At 67.7% G+C, this 16646-nt stretch carries 23 protein-coding genes; 6 read left to right on the top strand and 17 right to left on the bottom strand.

Annotated features, from left to right (window positions below; translation table 11 throughout):
• The first annotated feature begins 177 nt into the window (after window positions 1–177).
• Window positions 178–603 carry a Pycsar system effector family protein gene (locus SCNU_RS20850; RefSeq protein ID WP_464367272.1) on the top strand — a complete coding sequence of 142 codons (426 nt, stop codon included), beginning with the start codon at window positions 178–180 and terminating at the stop codon, window positions 601–603.
• 1351 nt (window positions 604–1954) lie between these two features.
• Here SCNU_RS20850 and SCNU_RS11935 read toward each other — a convergent pair.
• Genes SCNU_RS11935 through SCNU_RS11905 form a run of 7 tightly spaced genes read right to left on the bottom strand, consistent with a single transcriptional unit; the run spans window position 1955 to window position 4779 of the window.
• Entirely contained in the window at window positions 1955–2155 is a 201-nt protein-coding gene (locus SCNU_RS11935) for a CsbD family protein (RefSeq protein WP_009679634.1), read from the bottom strand.
• Between the two features lie 21 nt (window positions 2156–2176).
• Window positions 2177–2731 (bottom strand): hypothetical protein, encoded by a 555-nt coding sequence (locus SCNU_RS11930; RefSeq protein ID WP_009679633.1) that lies wholly within the window; start codon window positions 2729–2731, stop codon window positions 2177–2179.
• Window positions 2728–3306 (bottom strand): Asp23/Gls24 family envelope stress response protein, encoded by a 579-nt coding sequence (locus tag SCNU_RS11925; protein ID WP_009679632.1) that lies wholly within the window; start codon window positions 3304–3306, stop codon window positions 2728–2730. Before SCNU_RS11925 ends, SCNU_RS11930 begins: the two co-directional genes overlap by 4 nt.
• A gap of 4 nt (window positions 3307–3310) precedes the next feature.
• Window positions 3311–3721, bottom strand: a complete 411-nt coding sequence (locus SCNU_RS11920) for an Asp23/Gls24 family envelope stress response protein (RefSeq protein ID WP_009679631.1) — start codon at window positions 3719–3721, stop codon at window positions 3311–3313.
• 46 nt (window positions 3722–3767) lie between these two features.
• Entirely contained in the window at window positions 3768–3950 is a 183-nt protein-coding gene (locus SCNU_RS11915; RefSeq protein ID WP_009679630.1) for a hypothetical protein, read from the bottom strand.
• Window positions 3947–4285 (bottom strand): hypothetical protein, encoded by a 339-nt coding sequence (locus SCNU_RS11910; protein ID WP_040518283.1) that lies wholly within the window; start codon window positions 4283–4285, stop codon window positions 3947–3949. The genes SCNU_RS11915 and SCNU_RS11910 overlap by 4 nt, the downstream gene beginning before the upstream one ends.
• Window positions 4285–4779, bottom strand: coding sequence for an Asp23/Gls24 family envelope stress response protein (locus tag SCNU_RS11905; protein ID WP_009679628.1), 495 nt, complete (start codon window positions 4777–4779; stop codon window positions 4285–4287). The genes SCNU_RS11910 and SCNU_RS11905 overlap by 1 nt, the downstream gene beginning before the upstream one ends.
• Window positions 4780–4862: 83 nt before the next feature.
• Here SCNU_RS11905 and SCNU_RS11900 point away from each other — a divergent pair, with 83 nt between their 5' ends.
• Both SCNU_RS11900 and SCNU_RS11895 read left to right on the top strand, forming a co-directional pair.
• Window positions 4863–5561 (top strand): RNA polymerase sigma factor, encoded by a 699-nt coding sequence (locus SCNU_RS11900; RefSeq protein WP_009679627.1) that lies wholly within the window; start codon window positions 4863–4865, stop codon window positions 5559–5561.
• Window positions 5558–6016, top strand: a complete 459-nt coding sequence (locus SCNU_RS11895; protein ID WP_009679626.1) for a hypothetical protein — start codon at window positions 5558–5560, stop codon at window positions 6014–6016. Before SCNU_RS11900 ends, SCNU_RS11895 begins: the two co-directional genes overlap by 4 nt.
• 105 nt (window positions 6017–6121) lie before the next feature.
• Here the strand turns inward: SCNU_RS11895 and SCNU_RS20845 are convergent, their stop codons facing one another.
• The 3 genes from SCNU_RS20845 to SCNU_RS11880 all read right to left on the bottom strand — a co-directional run bounded on the left by SCNU_RS20845 (window position 6122) and on the right by SCNU_RS11880 (window position 7161).
• Window positions 6122–6340, bottom strand: coding sequence for a cupin domain-containing protein (locus SCNU_RS20845; protein WP_238526435.1), 219 nt, complete (start codon window positions 6338–6340; stop codon window positions 6122–6124).
• 243 nt (window positions 6341–6583) lie between these two features.
• The gene (locus SCNU_RS11885; protein WP_009679624.1) at window positions 6584–6958 is read right to left on the bottom strand and encodes a type II toxin-antitoxin system death-on-curing family toxin; all 375 of its coding nucleotides are present in this window, start codon (window positions 6956–6958) and stop codon (window positions 6584–6586) included.
• A complete protein-coding gene (locus SCNU_RS11880) occupies window positions 6955–7161 on the bottom strand; it encodes a hypothetical protein (RefSeq protein ID WP_009679623.1) in 207 nt (68 codons plus the stop codon). Before SCNU_RS11880 ends, SCNU_RS11885 begins: the two co-directional genes overlap by 4 nt.
• Before the next feature lie 144 nt (window positions 7162–7305).
• Here SCNU_RS11880 and SCNU_RS11875 point away from each other — a divergent pair, with 144 nt between their 5' ends.
• Together SCNU_RS11875 and SCNU_RS11870 are read left to right on the top strand one after the other, a co-directional pair.
• Window positions 7306–7839, top strand: coding sequence for a VOC family protein (locus tag SCNU_RS11875; RefSeq protein WP_040518280.1), 534 nt, complete (start codon window positions 7306–7308; stop codon window positions 7837–7839).
• Between the two features lie 36 nt (window positions 7840–7875).
• Window positions 7876–8766 (top strand): oxidoreductase, encoded by an 891-nt coding sequence (locus SCNU_RS11870; protein WP_009679621.1) that lies wholly within the window; start codon window positions 7876–7878, stop codon window positions 8764–8766.
• A 1-nt stretch (window position 8767) separates the two neighbouring features.
• Here the strand turns inward: SCNU_RS11870 and SCNU_RS11865 are convergent, their stop codons facing one another.
• Genes SCNU_RS11865 through SCNU_RS11835 form a run of 7 tightly spaced genes read right to left on the bottom strand, consistent with a single transcriptional unit; the run spans window position 8768 to window position 15382 of the window.
• On the bottom strand, window positions 8768–9448 hold the full coding sequence (locus tag SCNU_RS11865) for a GntR family transcriptional regulator (protein WP_009679620.1): 681 nt from the start codon (window positions 9446–9448) through the stop codon (window positions 8768–8770).
• 40 nt (window positions 9449–9488) lie between these two features.
• A complete protein-coding gene (locus SCNU_RS11860) occupies window positions 9489–10307 on the bottom strand; it encodes an acyl-CoA thioesterase domain-containing protein (protein ID WP_009679619.1) in 819 nt (272 codons plus the stop codon).
• A 29-nt stretch (window positions 10308–10336) separates the two neighbouring features.
• Complete coding sequence (locus SCNU_RS11855) at window positions 10337–11701, bottom strand: MFS transporter (protein WP_009679618.1); 1365 nt, start codon at window positions 11699–11701, stop codon at window positions 10337–10339.
• Between the two features lie 22 nt (window positions 11702–11723).
• Entirely contained in the window at window positions 11724–12620 is an 897-nt protein-coding gene (locus SCNU_RS11850; RefSeq protein ID WP_040518278.1) for an FAS1-like dehydratase domain-containing protein, read from the bottom strand.
• Window positions 12620–13363 (bottom strand): 3-oxoacyl-ACP reductase FabG, encoded by a 744-nt coding sequence (gene fabG / locus SCNU_RS11845; protein ID WP_009679616.1) that lies wholly within the window; start codon window positions 13361–13363, stop codon window positions 12620–12622. The genes SCNU_RS11850 and fabG overlap by 1 nt, the downstream gene beginning before the upstream one ends.
• A gap of 31 nt (window positions 13364–13394) precedes the next feature.
• The gene (locus tag SCNU_RS11840) at window positions 13395–14213 is read right to left on the bottom strand and encodes an HpcH/HpaI aldolase/citrate lyase family protein (RefSeq protein WP_009679615.1); all 819 of its coding nucleotides are present in this window, start codon (window positions 14211–14213) and stop codon (window positions 13395–13397) included.
• Window positions 14210–15382 carry an acyl-CoA dehydrogenase family protein gene (locus SCNU_RS11835; RefSeq protein WP_040518276.1) on the bottom strand — a complete coding sequence of 391 codons (1173 nt, stop codon included), beginning with the start codon at window positions 15380–15382 and terminating at the stop codon, window positions 14210–14212. The genes SCNU_RS11840 and SCNU_RS11835 overlap by 4 nt, the downstream gene beginning before the upstream one ends.
• 102 nt (window positions 15383–15484) lie before the next feature.
• On the opposite strand from SCNU_RS11835, the gene SCNU_RS11830 reads away from it, so the two are divergent.
• A complete protein-coding gene (locus SCNU_RS11830; RefSeq protein ID WP_040518274.1) occupies window positions 15485–16633 on the top strand; it encodes an acyl-CoA dehydrogenase family protein in 1149 nt (382 codons plus the stop codon).
• Window positions 16634–16646 lie beyond the last annotated feature (13 nt).

Below are 16646 nucleotides of genomic sequence, written 5' to 3'. Positions count from 1 at the left end.
CCGATTCTCCTTGCTGAGACTCGGAACGGAACCCAGGGCGCTTCAACGCACCCCACGTCGTCGCCCTCGTCCGAGCCGGCAAGACCTTCGAGAAAGGCAAACTCGTCGAATCCGACACCCCATCAACATCGCAAGAGGAGGCCGCCTGAAACAACCTCATCCACAGGTCTTGACAATATCTCCGATACGAAGGCGCCATTTGCACTGACAATTGAGACCGCGCTCCTCGTGGGAGTTATCACGCTGTCGGGCGAGGGGCGGGTGCTCCATGACCTTGGGGGCTGGGCCGTAGTCTGGTACGTCGTTGGCATCCTCCTCTTAGTAGCTAGCGTCCTATGTGCGGCCTGGGTTGTGCGTCCCCGGCTACGGGCCTCCAACCTCGAGGTTGAGGCGCCGGACAACTTTGTCTATTTCGGACACCTGCGGCACCTGACGCCCGAAGCCGTTCAGGATCGGCTCGAGGGCCCGACTCTTCTTCCGGTACTGTCGAAACAGCTCGTGGAGATGAGCAAGATAGCGTGGACAAAGCACCGGCTTGTGCAGTTGTCTATGAGTCTTTCTCCGATTGGCGTTATGGCACTTGGCATATGTGCGACATGCTGACTTGTGTGAGGCGATGCTCGGTCGTCAGAGCAGAGGGGTTGCCGCTGCATGGGCGCCGCAAGAGATCGATCTACGCCAAATGTTCGCCGAAAGTGACTTGGATGGCCGACCACATGGAGAATCAAAATTGACACGACTCATCGAGGCACGCATGTTCTGTCAGACTTCCGGGGGTAGCGCTGCTAATCTCCGCTGCATCTCGACATCGACGCGCACGGCCCGAAACGCTTGTACCGAGTCCTGTCTCGGAAGCGGCAGTGTCAGAAGGTGGAGGCATCGTCGTCGGATCCGCAGCAACCGTTGCTCATGGCCACATCTGCGGTAGTCAGCCGGCTGACCACCGTCGGGATTCAGAACGCATGGAAGTAGCGCGTGAACACCCCTGATACACCGAGACGGCAGATGATCGTCACGACACCCTCAGACGCGGAGATTGCGGCAGCCCAGAGGCGCCTTACCAGCCTGCGAGTGTTCGTTATGGCAGCTTCTGTGCTGGGCGTCGTCCTGGCAATGGTGCTGAGCGCGAGCCTTGGTTCCGACGCTATGCGTTCACCGGGCTTCGGTGTCCTACTCGCATTGGGAATCGTGTCCGCGAGCATGTTAGTGCACACAGTGATCCCCGCTGCCGGCCGGGAGGCACAATGGCAGGAGCTACAGGGGCAGCGCGTTCTCCAGTCACCGCCCTGGATCTTTCGGGGCCTACGCCTCGGTGGCACAATCGGCGTCCTGTGGGGCGTCTACATCGGGTCTCTCGCCCTGGTCAACGGGGCGGCCGAACTCCCCGCCAGTCCACGGGAGTGGGTCCCCGCAAGCCTGTTCTCGATGTTCTGCCTGGCCGGACTGATCAATATGGCGTGGCAGCGGGGTGGGCCACTCCGGCTCACGGTGTCCGATGACGGAATTCGAGCGGAAGTGAGCAAAGGCATCGCGTGGCTTGACACCTCCCGATCACAGGAGACGGTGGTCACCATCACCGACGTGAGCGCTATTCGAGTCACGTCAGCGCACGGACCACCAGCAACACTTACGCACCCTCTCCGACGCGGCCGGTCACGCGAGTGGCCCCTCTTGATCAGCCCTATCCTGTACGGAACGGATATGTCCGTGATCATCGATGGTCTCGCACGAACCGTGTGACCTACAGCCGTCATCTGTCCGCGCACCGAGTCCTGGTTTGGACCGGCGGAATGAACTGGTATGCGCGGTCTCGGTGGCGGGCCTCGAATATCACTGCGCCGGAGACGATCTCGAGCAACAGCTGACACCGACCAGGATTCGAATGTCCCGTCTGGCACCCCACCGAAGCACGAAGCGCCCCGGAGCCGTTCGGCTCCGGGGCGCCGTCACGCGGTCAGCGATCTCCGGTCAGCTTGTCCTTCACGGTGGTCACGGCATCCTTCACTTCTTCGATGCCCTTCTTGACCGCGGCTGAGGCCTGATCGGCCTTGCCCTCGTTCTTGAGGTCGTCGTCCCCGGTCAGCGAACCGCCGGTCTCCTTGGCCTTGCCCTTGAGATCCTCGACCTCATTGCTGATCTTGTCTTCCATTGCCATGGCGATGTGCCTCCCGTGTTGTCATTCCAGTGCGTCCAGGTGCACAAACGCCTGGACGTGTATGTCCGATCCGGCGAATGCCGTTCGGAGGTCTTCGACAGTCGGTGCGAGTGCTCCGACGATCTCGTCGTACGACCGGTCGGGGCGGGCGTCGACGGTGATGCGGATGATGTTCTGCCCCCGGTCGTCGAGCGCCTGCGCTCGTACACGCCGAAGCCCCGTCTGCGTCGCGAGGTGTTCCTCGATGGCTTGTGCGACTTGCTTCAGCGAGATCGTCAGGGCGCCTTCGGTCTCACTTGCATCGAGCAGGAACTGCTCGGGCCTGTGGGGCGCGATCGTCGTTCTGATGAGCCGCCAGCCCCAGTACGCCGCAAGCACCGCGACCAGCGCCAGGACTGCGCCGAACCAGCCCTTTCCGACCGTTTCGGTGAGCTGGCGGGTGTCGATGCGCGATATCCAACCGGCCACCGGCTCGACGGAGACCTGGTACAGAATCACTGCGACGGCCACTGCGACGAGCACAACTCCGACGACCCCGATCGACAGCCGGTGCAAGACAGACGCGCTGCGGTTCATCCGCGGTTCTCCCTTCTCGGGTCCCGCACCTTGACCACGACCGGCCTACCCGCGCAGACGCGAGCGACAGCGTCCGCGGCCGCCCTCGCGATCCGCTCGCGATCGACAGGACCGGCAGCGGTGACCGTCACTCGGATGCGCTTGCGTCCGACCGAGGTCACCGCGCGTCGTACGTTCGGTACCTTGAGGGCCGCGGCGCTGGCACTGCGAGCAACGTCCACCGGACGCGTCCACGCCACCTGATATCCGTCGACGCTCAGGTGAGTCCGACGACGTGGCTTGATCGCCAGCCACAGGAGGCCCAGACCGACCAGTGCGCACAGAATCGGAATGGACCACATCCATCCGCTCCACGTCTGTGCGCTCAGTTCCACCACGAGGTGATGCGTCCAGGTGTCTCCGCCGACGAGTCCGGTGACCACGAGCACGTCGCGCACCAGCAGGCCTGACAGGACGAGCAACGCCACGCCGAGCACGCCGCCCGCGATCGCCGCCCCTGGAAACGCGACCGGCTCTCGCACCGGGGTGTCCGCAATATCTTGCGCGACGACGTCACGCAGTGCCGGTTCGGTCATCGGATCACCTACTTTCGATTCCGGGGTAGCGAGCGGCATCGTCCGGCTCGGGTAGCTCGACGAAACCGTTCTTCTTCAGCGCCGCAGTCGCACCCGGAATCACCGCGGCGACGGTGACGTTCACCCGTACCGGGCGTCCTCCGGTGAGCTGTTCGAGTTCATCGCCGACACGGCGGCGTACACGCTTGCAGACATCAGTGATCGGCGACGGCCACGCGACGGCCAACGCGACGTCGACGACATGCGCGAATCCTCCGGCGCTCTCCACCCGTGCGCGCGGATAGTCCAGTCCGACGGTGGTCTCACCGTTCACGAGCGCACCCAGCGCTCCCGTCACCGAGGCGTCGCGGGCGACGACCCCGCGCACGCTCAACGCCGCCCGCAGAGCGATCTTCTCGAACACGACGTCGGCCACGGCAAGACGACCCGGACCATCGACCGGCGCCGAGGGTCCGACTGCATCAGCCACGGCTGCGGCTGCGCACGATGGCGCGGACGTCGATGCTTCCGTCGACCTGGAGTCCGGCTAGGAGGCCGACGGTGCCGAGGACGATTGCCAGGATCAAACCTCCGATCCCTCCGGTGGTGGCCGCCAGTGCGAGCAGCAGGCCGGCCAGGAGGCCGATCGTTGCAGTCCTACTCATTCCGCAGTCCTCTCGTGTTCAGTGCCGGGAGCCGATGGTTCAGTCGTCACGTCCTCGATCACGACGACGAACGGGCGTCCCAGGACGTCAGCCGCCGCGGCGGCCGCGGTGTCGGCCACCCGCCGAAGGTCGTAGCGCAGATCGACGACGATGTGCACGGACGCGTCTTCGGGTGAGATCCGCACGCCGTTCACACGTTCGCCGGGAAGGTAGGTCGCGACCGCGCCGAACGGCCCGCTGTCGAGTGCTGCCACGCCCGGCACGGCTAGCACAGCTTCCGCGACATCCTTGGCCGACGACCCGCCTTCGGCCTGGTCGGTCGGAGCGTCTCCCATCACTGGACCCGAGGCTCGCCGGAATCCTGCAGATCATCCTCGAAATGCACGTCGAGGACCGTCACATTCACCTCTGTGACGTCGAGGCCGGTCATCTGCTCGATCGCGTTGATGACATTCCGACGGATCGCGCCGGCCAGCTGGTGGATCGCCACACCGAACTCCGCGATGATCGAGACATCGACTGCGGCCTGACGCTCGCCGACCTCGACGTCGATGCCCTGCGTCACGTCGGCCGTCGTTCCCGGGAGTACCTCGCGAACTTTGCCGACCGCCCGTTCCGTGGTGCCGCCGAGGTCGTAGACCCCGTCGATCTCACGCGCGGCGATGCCCGCGATCTTCGCGACGACGATGTCTGCGATCGACGTGGTCCCGAGGCTTCCGCCAGTCTGCGGCCCGGACTTCCGCACCAGTTCGACGTCCTTGCCCGCCGCAGGCGATGACTCGTCTGCGGCTGCCGAAGCGGTCGATGTCGCGATGGTCTGTTCGCTCATGCTGGTCCCTTCCACGCGCGCCCCTGCGAGTCAGGAGCTGTATATAGTCAGTCGCAGTTCGACTGAAAGTTGCACGCGAAGCGGTGAGTGATCTGAATCACACCATCGGTGATGGCTGGGCAGGCCTCGACGGGTTCACCGACGAGGAGTTGGCCGCTGCCGCCGCCGCGGGTGATCCAGAGGCCTTCGACGTTCTGGTCGGCCGGTTGGCCCCGGTCGTCCTGCGTTTCATGCGCAGAATGGTCGACGATCCGGCGGTTGCTGAGGACCTGGTGCAGGAGACTCTTCTCGCCGTGTGGAAAGGCTTGCCGGACTTCGGCTTCCATAGCAAGGTGCGCACCTGGGCCCTTGGCATCGCGCACCGCAAGGCCGTCGATCACTACCGGCGTACGCACGAAGTCCCGTCGGCCGACGAGACATTCGCGGATCTCGCCTCAGCGCAGCCGCTTCCCAGCGAATCGGTGGAGAAGTCGGAGTTGGTCGACGCGCTGCGCGCTGAACTCGCGAGTCTTCCGCAGACCTCACGAGCCGTCTGGTGGCTGAAAGAGGTCGAAGGGCTGAAGATGGCCGAGATCGGACAGGCGCTGAGGATCAGCAACGGGTCGGTTCGCGGTCATCTGCAGCGAAGCCGGAGTTACCTGTCCACGCGGCTGGCACCGTGGAGACCGGGGGCTCCGGACCCGGCACCGGCTGAGACACTCGCCACGATGTCGGATGGCGACGGCCCGCCGGACCGAGACCGGCGAAGCGTCAACGGATCAGAGAGGAGGGCGCGGACATGAGCTCGAGCACCGTCGGCGAGGAGCCGACCGACGCATGGCTGGTGGAGGCCAGCCGTCGCCTCGACGCGCCGTCCGGTGACGTCGCGCGGTTGATCGCCCGTGTTGCCGGTGCCGTACCCGCGCTCCGCCGCCCCGGTCGTGAACTCGCGACGGACGACGTGCGCATCCGGATCAACGACCGGGTCGTGAAGCAGCTTCTCGCCACTCGGGTCCGGACCGCGACGGGCCGTCTCGTGGTGCGCGCGCAGGTCGACGGCGATGCGGATCAAGTGACCGGCGTCATGATCGGCCTGATCGCGCGATACGGCGATGATCTGCACGCCGAAGCCGAGCGGGTGCGAGCGGCGGTACGCGAGACCCTCACCCTCGCCCTCGGCTCAGACATCGCTGCGAGCGTGGGTGATCGCATTCATGTCCGCTGGCAGGACGTGTACACACGTCAGTGGCTCGACTGACCGACCCCGCCACGACCGCAGTTCTCGAGAACAGGCGACTCAAGCAGGTGCACCGGTCGTCGAGGTGATGTGCTCGGGGAACCTCACCGTCGTAGTCCCCGGTGTTCAACATTCCGGTCGGCTCGAACAGCATGATCGTTGCGCCGTGCGGCGACCGTGAGCAGTGCTCGGTCCCCGTGGGACGACGAAGACGTCGTGTCGCTCGAGGTGCACGGCCGTGGCCTCTTCGCCGGTCTCGCGGAGCTGGATGTCGAGGGAGCCGTCGAGGACGATGAACAACTCGTCTGTGTCGGGATGAGAGTGCCAGACGAAGGATCCTTCCACTCTCGCCAGACGCACGTCCCAGTCATTCACGTGCGTGAGGATCCGGGGGCTCCACAGTTCCCGGAACGAGTCGAGGACCGTATCGCCGCACCTTCGGACCGGACGGTTTGGCACCTCGCAACCCCGACGCACGTGAGATATCGCTGAACGAGTCCGATTCCACGGATTCGGTCAACGGCCGCAGGTGATGGAACACGGCGGGTTCGGGCGAGTCCGCTATTCGCGGAGAGGGAACATTCTCGTCTATCCGAAGCCCCGGCGGAGTGCCGCTTCGAGGTCGTCGAGCGCCACGTGCTCGGAGCACGCGCGGATGACGAGGTCGTAGGCGGCGTCGTCGCCGAGTAGCCAGCGATGGCCGGCGTTACGGAAGTAGATGAGTCGCACAGCGATCCAGGCGCACCGCTTGTTGCCGTCGACGAGGGCGTGGTTGCGGCACAGCGAGTCGAACAGTGCCGCTGCTTTGCGGTGAAGGGTCGGATACTGCTCTTCTCCGAAGAGGGTCACGGCGGGACGTTGAATGCTGCTCTGAAGCAGTCCGCCGTCGCGCACTTCGGGATCGGCACCGTACACCGCTCGATAGACGAGGAAGATGTCCGCGATCTCGGGGCACCAGATCAATGTACGTTCCCCAGCCGATCGAGCAACGCCTTGTCGTTGTCGACGATGTCGGCGACCGCGTCGTCCATGGATCGGAGTTCGCGTTCGCGCAGGCCGCGCTCGACCTGCGCGACGACGAAGCCGCTGACCTCGCCTTTCGGGATGGCGGCACGTAGTCGTTCGGCGGTGTCGTCGGGCATGGTGACGAGGATTCGCTGAGTCATGTCGGCCTCCGAGACGTGAGAGTCGGTATGTACACAGTATCGAGGCCCCAACGATCGTCGATGATGCCGACGGGCCGCGCTACTGTCGCGCGGGCCGCGTCTTGTAACTTCTGATTAGTAAGTGCCCGCTTGGAAGGTCCCCTGATGTCTGTACGAAGCCTGAATCACGCCGTGCTGTATGTGGCCGACGTCGAACGCAGCGTCGCCTTCTACACGGAGGTCCTCGGGTTCGAGAAGCTGCCGGTCGACTTCCCGGGGGCGGCGTTCCTGCGCGGGGCCAACTCAGCGAACGACCACGACCTCGGGCTCTTCCGGGCGTCGTCGGCCAAGCCCGCGGGCGGGGCGGTCGGGCTGTACCACCTGGCTTGGGAGGTCGAGACCCTGCGCGACATGGCGGCCGTCGGCGAACGGATGTCGGCGGCGCGGGCACTGACCGGTGCGGCGAACCATGCGGCGACGAAGGCGCTCTACGGCGTCGACCCCGACGGCATCGAGTTCGAGGTGACCTGGCTGGTGCCCGACGAGTTCGTCGCCGACGAACTGGTGCCCGGGGTGCCGCCGACGCGGCCGCTGGATCTGCAGGCGGAGATCGAGCGCTACGGCGCGGACACCCCGGGCGGACCGCGGACCGACCGCGGCATCTACGCGCGGCTGATGGGTGGCACCGAGAGCGACTGACTGCGCGTTGCCCGCGCGGCTGGTAGGACTGGCTGCATGTCGAATGATCAGTACAAGTGGACAGCCGCGGACCTTCCGTCGTTCGCCGATCGCACCGTGGTCGTCACCGGGGCCAACAGCGGTCTCGGGCTCGCCGCTGCCAAGCGATTCGGCGGAGCCGCCGCACGCGTCGTGCTCGCCGTGCGCGACACCGACCGAGGCGAGGCTGCGGCGGCCGGGGTGCCGGGTGACACCGAGGTCCGCCGACTCGATCTCGCGGACCTGGCATCGGTCCGGCAGTTCGCCGACGACTGGTCCGGCGACATCGACGTCCTCGTCAACAACGCCGGCATCATGAACGTCCCGGAGGGGCGGACCAGGGACGGTTTCGAGACGCAGTTCGGCACCAACCATCTGGGGCACTTCGCGCTGACGAATCTGCTGCTCCCGCACGTCCGCGACCGCGTGGTCACGATGTCGTCGATCATGCACCGGACGGGCGCGATCGACCTCACGGATCTGAACTGGGAGCGTCGCAGCTACAACCGCGGCGGCGCATACGGCCAGTCGAAGCTGGCGAACCTGTTGTTCTCGCTCGAACTCCAGCGGCGACTGTCGCGGTCGGGCTCGGCCGTGCGGTCGATGGCCGCGCATCCCGGCTACTCGGCGACGAATCTGCAGACTCGGACCGGCAACGCCGTGTTCGACGCGGCGGGCAGCGTCGGCAACAAGGTGATCGCCCAGTCGGCCGAGGCCGGCGCCTGGCCGATGCTCTTCGCGGCGAGCCAGGACCTGCCCGGCGGCTCGTACGTCGGCCCCGACCGCTTCCGCGAGATGCGTGGCCATCCCGCGCTCGCCGGAAGGTCGGCGCTCGCCAGCGACCTCGGCCTCGCGGAGAAGCTCTGGGATGCGTCGGAGGAACTGACCGGAGTCACGTTCGGCGGGTAGGTCAGTCCGCCCAGAGTCCCCGTTCTTCGAGCATCGCGATCACGAAGTCGGCGCTGTTGACGATGTGATGCTCGGTGATCTCGCGGGCCCGCTCACCGTCGCGGGTCTCGAGTGCGGCGTAGGTCTCGCGGTGCTCGGGAACCACGGTGCGCACGTGCGCTTCGATGGAGGCGTAGAACGAGTTCGGCAGATGCTTGACGATGGACCCGTACAGCCGGGCGAGATGATCGGACGAGGCCGACAGATTGATGAGTCGATGGAACTCGTGGCCGAGGTCGCCGATGGCGACGGTGTCGTGGCGCTCGACGGCGGCCTCGCACTGCAGCATCACCTCGTGAACGCGTGCGAGGGTCTCGTCGTCGATGGTCGTGGCGGCGCGGGCCGCGAGCTCACCGGCGAGCTGTGACTGCACCCAGAACAGATCGCGCACGTCCTGGCGGGTGAACTCGGCGACCATGAATCCCCGGCGCGGTACCGCGGTCACGAACCCCTCGTTCGACAGCCGCAGCAGACCTTCTCGCACCGGCGTGATCGACACCCCGACGGCCTCGGCGATCGGCTCCATGCGCAGGAACTCACCGGGCCGGAGATTCCCGGACATGATCTGTTCGCGGACGTAGCCCGCGACGGCGTCGGGCAGCTGCTTGTGCCTGCCGACCCGAGCGGACGCGCTGGTGCTCACCGCCGCTCCCTTCCGTTGTCCGGTTCGCTGATCTGCGGGTTCATTCGCGGATCGCCAAAGGCGATAGTAATTGGACCGGTGGCGCGGCCAACCCGGTCGCCGTGACGGTGCCGAACGGGCCGTCGTCGTCGAAGACGATGGCGCTCGCCGCCGACACCCCGGCCGATTCGAAGCGGGTGCTCGCGACCAGTCCGATAGACCTGCCGACCGGCGACCGGGACAGGGTCATCGATCCGTCGGCGTTGATGAACTCGAGTCCGCGAGCGCCGGTGTGGCAGACGGCGTTCACCACGTCCGCGACCGCCGCCGCGGACTGGAACGCGGTCACCTCCTCGCCCTCGACGAGCTGAATCGGGAAGTGCCAGACCCACTTGCGGTCGTCGTCGCCGGGGATCTCGCCGGGCGGCAGCCAGCCGCGCCGGTCGGTGCCGTAGACGCGCTCGAGATGGGCGGGCGCGGCGGCGTCGACGGATGGCGGGCTCGGCGCGGCGCCGTCGTTCCAGATCGGCGACGACCGCCCGCCGGCCGGTTCGGCGAACAGGACGCTCGCCCGCGCCACCGGCTCGCCGTGCTGTCTGGCCTCGACGTCGATCAGACAGATCCGGCGGCCGCTGCGGCGGATCCGGCCGGCGGTGGAGAAGTCCGTCATGCGGACCGGCCGGAACAGGTCGAAGGTGAATCGGGCGGGCGTCATCGGCCCACCGCGATCGGCCGTCACCGTACGCTCGGCGGCCCGCGCGAGCGCGCCGGTGACCGCCATGCCGCGCACGTGGTCGTCGCCCCAGCCGCTGCGCGACCGTTCCAGCGGCCGGAACGTGTCGGGCTCAGCGGTGGAGGCGAGCAGTGCGGACGGTGCCATCGGGACTCCGATCGTCAGGCGAGTGGGACTCAGTGCGACGCGGTCCGTCGGCGGACTCGCAGGTGGTTGACGACGAGTCCGAGCCAGACCAGGGTGCCGCCGACGGCCGCGACGGCGAGGGCCACGTCGATGCCGGTGGCACCGGGGTGCGCGGCCAGGACGGCGCCGACCACCGCGCTGCCGAGCGCGCCGCCGACGGTCCGGAGGACCTGGTTGAAGCTGACCGCGCTGCCGACCTCGGAGATCGCGACGTTCCTCGCGATCAGGGTCGGCATCGCGGCGTAGGCCGCACCCATCCCGAGCCCGAACAGGGCCATGCCGAGCAGGATCTCCCACAGCTGATCGCTGGTCACAGCCAGCATCACGGCGGCCACCGCCATCAGCGTGGCGCCGGCGGGGAGCATCGCGGTGGTCGAGTTCGGGCCGAGCCGACGGACGAACCGGTTGCCCGCGAGGCTGCCGATCGACAGTGGGAGCATCACGAAACCCGCCCAGAACAGCGGGAGACCGATGCCGTAGCCGGTGGTCGACGGCGCCTGCGCGATGATGCTGGCCGTCGACAGGCTCATGTAGAGCGTCGCGCCGAGTCCGATCGCGGTCGCGTTGGCCAGGAGGACGTCGGACTGCCGCAGGACGTGGAGATTGATGAGCGGATGGCTGCTGCGCAACTCGACCGCGGTCCACGCGACCAGGGCGCACACCGCGAGGAAGGCGGTGCCGAGGGTGGGCGGTGAGAACCAACCCCAGTTCGGACCCTGGCTGACCGCGGTCAGCAGGGCCGCGAGACCGATGCTGAGCAGGGTCGCGCCGACGACGTCGAAGGCGGGTCCGGTCCGGCGCGGCTCGGACTCCGGGACGAGGCGCCACACGACCGCGATCGCGGTCGCGACGAAGACCGCCGCGAACCAGAAGGCGGCGCGGAAATCGGCGAGACTGGCGATCACGCCGGTGAGCGGATACCCGATGCCCAGGCCGGTGGCGACGGTGACCGACAGGCTGGAGATCGCCGGGTCCACCTCCACGGTCGACAGATGGCGGCGGGCCAGCACGATGGTGACCGGCACGATGCCGTACGACAGTCCCTGCAGCGCGCGCCCGATCAGGAAGACCGGGAACACCGGAGCGGCGGCCGCGATCACCGAACCGGCGAGGATCACCGACAGCGAGACGAGCAGGAGACGCCGGGTGTGCGGCCCGTCGCCCAGTCGCCCCATGATCGGCGTCGCCACCGCACCGACCATCAGGTTGATGGTCAGCATCCACTGCGCGGCACCGACGCCGACGCCCATCTCGGCGGAGATCGACGGCACCAGCAGCATGCCGAGAGAGCTGACGACCGAAGTGGTGAGCGCCGCGTAGATCAGCGCAGGCGTGAGACGCCGGTGCTCTGTCATGGTCGCGTCCGGGCCGAGCCGGTCATGGGGTGTCGATCCAGGTCAGTTCGATGCCGGTGTGCGCGCCCGCAGCCTCGCCGCCGGGCCCGAACAGGTCGACTCGGGTGCCGGCCTCGGTGTCGGAGAACACCAGGTCGGCGGCATCTCCGCAGAACAGCGGCTTGGCGTTGCGGTGGGTCAGCGTCGCCATCCGGCGGTCGTCGCCGATCAGCCGGTGCGTCTCGGCCAGCGCCAGCGTCATCAGCGGACCGTGCACGACGAGTCCGGGATAGCCCTCGGTCCGGGTCGCGTACGGCCAGTCGTAGTGGATGCGGTGGGCGTTCGCCGTTGCGGCGGAGAAGCGCATGAGCAGCGTGGGATCGGTCCGGAGATGCCATCGGTGTTCGCCTGCCGGCACCAGGGGCGCGCCGCCGGGGACCAGGGGCGCCGCCGCGGCCGGGTCGGCGACCGCGGTGGTCGGAGCCGGTGCGGCCTCCCGGTAGATCAGATTCTGCGTCTCTTCGACGGCGGGATTCCCGTCCGCGCCGAACAGGGTCGTCGACACGACGACGACCACCAGCCGGCCGGACCGGCCGTTCTTCTCGGTGACCGATGCCACCCTCGACTCCTGGCGGATAGTGTCGCCGACGCGAATGGTGCCGGGAAAGCTAACCGATCCGCCGGCGAACATCCGTCGCGGCAGGTCGACCGGCGGCAGGAAGGCGCCGCGGAACGGGTGGCCGTCGACGCTGATCTCGCGCGACGCCGCCCAGCGGGGGAGCGCGACCCAATGCCAGAGCGGCGGCAGCGGATCGCCGGAGGCGGGCACGGGAAGCCCGTCGTCGAACAGTGTCGCCAGCGTGCGGACCGCCGCCGGATCGACGAGTTCCTCGGTCACGACGGTGTGCGGCTCCCAGTCGGCGACGACGGGGTCGGGCATCACATCAGCCGCCCGCCGGTGACTTCGAGGACGGTGCCGGTCATGTAGGAGGAGAGATCCGAGGCCAGGAACGTCGCGACGGACGCGATCTCGCTCGGCTCGCCGGCGCGGCCCATCGGGATCTCCGACATCTTCTGGTCCCAGATGCGCTCGGGCATCGCCTCGGTCATCGCGGTCCGGATGAGCCCGGGCTGGATGCAGTTGACGCGCACGCCCGCGTGCGCGACCTCCTTGGCCGCGGCCTTCGACAGTCCGACGATGCCCGCCTTGGCCGCCGAGTAGTTGGTCTGGCCGACGAAGCCGACCTTGCCCGAGATGGACGAGAGGTTCACGATGGCGCCGCTGCCGCGTTCACGCATGTGAGCGGCGGCGGTGCGGGTGCCGAGCCAGGTGCCCTTCAGGTGGACGTCGATGACCTGGTCGAAGTCGGTCTCGCTCATCTTCCGCATCGTCGCGTCCCGGGTGATGCCCGCGTTGTTGACCATCACGTCGACGCCGCCGAACGCGGCGATCGCCGCGTCGAAGAGCGACTGGACGTCGTCGGCCGAGGTCACGTTGCACGCGATGCCGCGCGCGACGGCGTCGCCGCCGAGCTCCGCGGCGGCCTTCGCGACCTGCTCGGCGTTCATGTCGCCGAGCACCACGCGTGCGCCTTCGGCGATGAACCGCTCGGCGATCGCGTAGCCGATGCCCTGCGCGCCGCCGGTGATGACCGCGGTCTTGTCTGCGAGAAGTCCTGCCATGGGTTGCTCCTTGGGTGGTGGGTTTGGGGGTTCAGGGTTGTCGAGTAGCCCGCTTCAGGATTCGCTCCGCGCGGTCGAAGACCGGCTTGTCGACCATTTCGCCGTCGACCGTCGAGACGCCGTCGTCGGATACCGAGTCCACGATCTTGCGGGCCCAGGCGACCTCGTCGTCGGTGGGGGCGAAGGCGGCGACGGTGGGGCCGAGCTGCTTCGGATGGATGCAGAGCTTGCCCGCGAAGCCGAGGCGGCGGGAGTGGGCGACGTCGGCCGCGATGCGGTCGGCGTCGTCGATCGCGGCGGTCACTCCGTCGATCGGGCCGGCGAGGCCTGCGGCGGCCGACGCCAGCACCAGCGCGCCCCGGCTCGGTGCCAGCGCGAGCGCGTCCGTCGGGTCGACGCCGAGCTGAGCGGCGAGATCGAAGGTGCCGACCGCGAGGCGCACCACGCCGGGCATCGCGGCGATGGCCGGCGCCTCGAGGATGCCGCGGGCGGTCTCGATGAGGGCGATGACGCCCGCGCCGGCGATCTCCGCGACCTCCTGGACGACGTCGGCGGCTTCGGCCTTGGCGAGCATGATCGTCGCGCCCGTGCCGGTCAGTGCGGAGAGGTCGGAGGCGAAGAGGGCGGTGTCCGCGGCATTGATACGGACCGCGCACGGATGGCCGGTCACGGCCCACTCGGCGGCGTTCGCGCGCGCCGCTTCCTTGTGGTCGTGCGGCACGGCGTCCTCGAGGTCGATCACGACGAGGTCGGCGCCCGCCGCGGCAGCCTTCTCGAATCGCTCGGGCCGGTCGCCGGGCACGAACAGGAGGGTCGTCGCCCCGCGGGCGACGTCGGTCGAAGTGGTCATTGCTTCGCGTCCTTCTTGGCCTGTTTCACGAGGCCGCCGCCGATGATGAGTCGCTGGATCTCACTGGTTCCTTCATACAGGCGCAGCAGGCGGACATCGCGATAGATGCGCTCCACGGGCATCTCCCGCATGTAGCCGCTGCCGCCGTGGATCTGAACCGCCTTGTCGGCCACCTCACCGACCATCTCGGTGCAGAACAGTTTCGCGACCGACGGCGCGATGCGCCGATCCTCCTCCGACACCCACTTGGCCGCCGCGTCGCGCGCCAGTGCCCGGCCGGCCATCAGCTGGGTCTGCATGTCGGCGAGATGAGCCTGGACCAGCTGGAAGTCGCCGATCGGCGTCCCGCCCTGCGTGGTGACCGCGGCATGTCGCAGCGACTCGTCGAGCGCCCGCTGCGCCGCTCCGACCGCCAGCCCGGAGATGTGGACGCGACCGCGGGCCAGGGAGACCATCGCGGCCCGGTAGCCGACGTCCTCCGACCCGCCGACCAGTGCCGTCGCGGGCACGCGAACTCCGTCGAAGTGGACGTCGGCGGTCCACGAGCCCTCCTGGCCCATCTTGCGATCATGGTCGGCGACGCTGATCCCGGGCGTGTCGCCGGGGACGAGGAAGACTGCGATTCCGGGGCCGTCGGCGTCGGCCGCGCGGGTGCGGGCGAAGGTGACGAACAGGTTCGCCGTCGGGGCGTTGGTGATGAAGCACTTGCTGCCGTCGATGACCCAGTCGCCGTTCTCCTGCCGGACGGCTTTGGTACGCAGGCCCGCCGGATTGGAACCCGCACCGGGCTCGGTCAGCGCGAAGGAGGCGACCGTCTCACCGGAGGCGATGCTCTCCAGCCATGTCGACTTCTGTTCGTCGGTGCCGAAGTTCACCAGCACCTGGCCGGCGATGCCGTTGTTGGTGCCGAACATCGACCGCATCGCGAGGCTGGTGTAGCCGAGTTCCATCGCCAGTTCGACGTCCTGGGCCAGATCGAGGCCGAGGCCGCCCCACTCCTGGGGGATGGCGAAGCCGAACAGGCCCATGTCCTTGCAGGCCTGGCGGATGTCGTCGGGAATGGCGTCGTTGTCGGCGATCTCGCGCTCGCGAGGGAGCACCCGCGTGCGGATGAACTCCCGCACGGACTCCAGGATCTGCGCGAAGTCTTCGGGGCTCACTTGTGACATGCGTCGGGCCTTCCCGGTCGAGAAATCTCCATCACGATTGCATGAAGCATAATATATTATTGTTGCATTCGTGGGGGACACCGATGAAAGAGGCGATCGACGATGTCATTGACGAGGGACGAAGAGCAGATGGTGTCGCTGGTGCGCGACTTCATCGATCAGCGGGTCGCGTCCCGGGTGCGGGAGTTCGAGGCCGATGACATCTATCCGGAGGAGTTCATCGAGGAGATGAAGGAGCTCGGCTTCTTCGGGCTCCTCGCGCCCGCCGAGTACGGCGGCGTGGACGTGAGCATGGCGTGCTTCGCGCGAGTGTGCGAGGAACTGGCCCGCGGCTGGATGAGCCTGGCCGGCGCGATCGGCGGCCATTCGGTGATCACCTACCTCATCAAGACCTTCGGCACGCAGGAGCAGAAGGACGAGTATCTGCCTGCGATGGCCGAGGGCCGAATCCGCGCGACGATGGCGCTCACCGAGCCCAGCGGCGGCAGCGACCTGCAGGCCATGCGCACCCATGCCGATCCGGTGGAGGGCGGCTTCGCGATCAAGGGCTCCAAGACCTGGATCTCGAATGCGGCGCACTCGGGACTCTTCGGTCTGCTCTGCGTCACCGACCGCGCGGCCGACCCGGCACACAAGGGGATGAGCGTGATCCTCGTGGAGCCGGGCGACGGCTTCACGGTGTCGAAGAAGCTGCCGAAGCTCGGGTACCGCGGCGTCGAGGCGTGCGAGCTCGTCTTCGACGACATGGGGGTGCCCGCGGACGCCGTCCTGGGCGGAGAGCCGAACAAGGGCTGGGGCCACATGATGCGCGGACTGGAGGTCGGTCGGATCCAGGTCGCGGCCCGCGCCCTCGGCGTCGGTCAGGCCTCGCTGGAGGCGGCCACCAGGTACTCCCAGGAGCGCGAGTCGTTCGGCCGGCCGATCTGGAAGCACCAGTCGGTCGGCAATCTCATCGCCGATATGGCGACCAAGCAGCAGGCCGCACGGTTGCTGACGGTCGACGCCGCGCAGAAGCTCGACCGCGGCGAACGCGCCGATCTGGAGGCCGGGATGGCGAAGCTGTTCGCCTCGGAGACGGCGATGCAGCTGGCGCTCGACTCGATCCGCGTGCACGGCGGCTACGGCTACTCCAAGGAGTACGACGTGGAGCGGTACTTCCGCGACGCCCCGCTGATGATCGTCGGCGAGGGCACCAACGAGATCCAGCGCAATGTGATCGCCGCGCAGCACATCGCGCGCAACAAGATCTGATCGGAGACCGGAC

Origin of the sequence: Gordonia neofelifaecis NRRL B-59395 (assembly GCF_000192435.1) — a bacterium.
Classification (GTDB): Bacteria; Actinomycetota; Actinomycetes; order Mycobacteriales; family Mycobacteriaceae; genus Gordonia; species Gordonia neofelifaecis.
The sequence above is the reverse complement of the archived record's forward strand: the minus strand, read 5'-3'. Positions and strand labels throughout refer to the sequence as shown.